The sequence below is a fragment of the Vibrio ruber DSM 16370 genome (assembly GCF_900163965.1).
In the GTDB taxonomy this organism is placed as follows: domain Bacteria; phylum Pseudomonadota; class Gammaproteobacteria; order Enterobacterales; family Vibrionaceae; genus Vibrio; species Vibrio ruber.
Window position 1 is genome coordinate 1 of record NZ_FULE01000098.1, and the last position, 1002, is coordinate 1002.

Here is a 1002-nt window from a genome sequence, read left to right on the forward strand (position 1 = left end):
TTTAACGGAAAGTTCCGCGATGAATGTTTAAACGAACATTGGTTTCGGGATCTGAGTCATGCTCGTGAACTCATCAGTAGCTGGCGTATGGATTACAATGAAAATCGTCCTCACTCAGCACTGGATTATCTGACTCCATCTGAGTTTGCAGCAACCACAAGAACAGTAACGAACAATGGTGATTTAATAAGCATTACTAATGAAATTTTGGATTAATTCTTGGGGGCAGGTCACTAGTGGGCTGCAATTTTGTTTGGTAGTCGCACTGACTCTACAGCAAATGCCTAGATTATGATGCATGAAATGATGCAAGGCACTAGAGTTATCCTCCCACGGTGATGGTTTTGGTGAAGGACATGCTTTCGGGACTACTGCTAAAACGGCGTTGCGTTCACTGTACAATAACCCAGCGTAAATCTTTAGACTGGTTAACAATAGGACATAAAACAGAGCGATATGTGTCCTGTGTGACGTATTCATTAGTTAAATTAAGGAAAACGAAGGGTTACAGACTCCATGCTCACAACCTGCTAGCAAGAAAAGGGGCAAAACCTTGTTACGAACTGCAAAACTCTCAAATTGCCGATAAGGTAAGTGGATAGTTATATGGTGTATCACTGTATTTACTATCCACTTAATTTCAGTTACATCGGAAAATCTGGCTCTTCTGAGCCAGATCCTTCCAACTCCTTTCTTGTGTCGGTAAGGATTTTCGTCAGAGTTGCCAACATGTAGTCTTTGAATTTATCAGTAGCTAAAGTTCCGTCAAATGTAGTGGTACGGTGAATTTGGCCACCTGATTAGAGGTGTTAAAATACACCTCATAGCATGACAGGTGAAACTATGACCAAGCGTACCAGACGCACTTTCAGTGCGGAATTCAAACTCGAAGCAGCGCAACTTGTTCTCGATCAAAACTACACCGTTGTTGAAGCTGCAAAAGCCATGGGTGTTGGTAAATCGACAATGGATAAGTGGGTAAGGCAGCTCAAGCAAGAAAAA

The 1002-nt window shown here is 42.0% G+C and carries 2 protein-coding genes; both read left to right on the forward strand.

Features of this window, described 5'->3' with window-relative positions; translation table 11 throughout:
- Positions 1 to 216 (forward strand): integrase core domain-containing protein (locus VR7878_RS20655; protein WP_139343957.1); only part of this gene is annotated, 216 nt, incomplete at its 5' end.
- A gap of 627 nt (positions 217 to 843) precedes the next feature.
- Positions 844 to 1002: transposase (locus VR7878_RS20660; protein ID WP_077333472.1), on the forward strand; the 159-nt coding region annotated here is incomplete at its 3' end.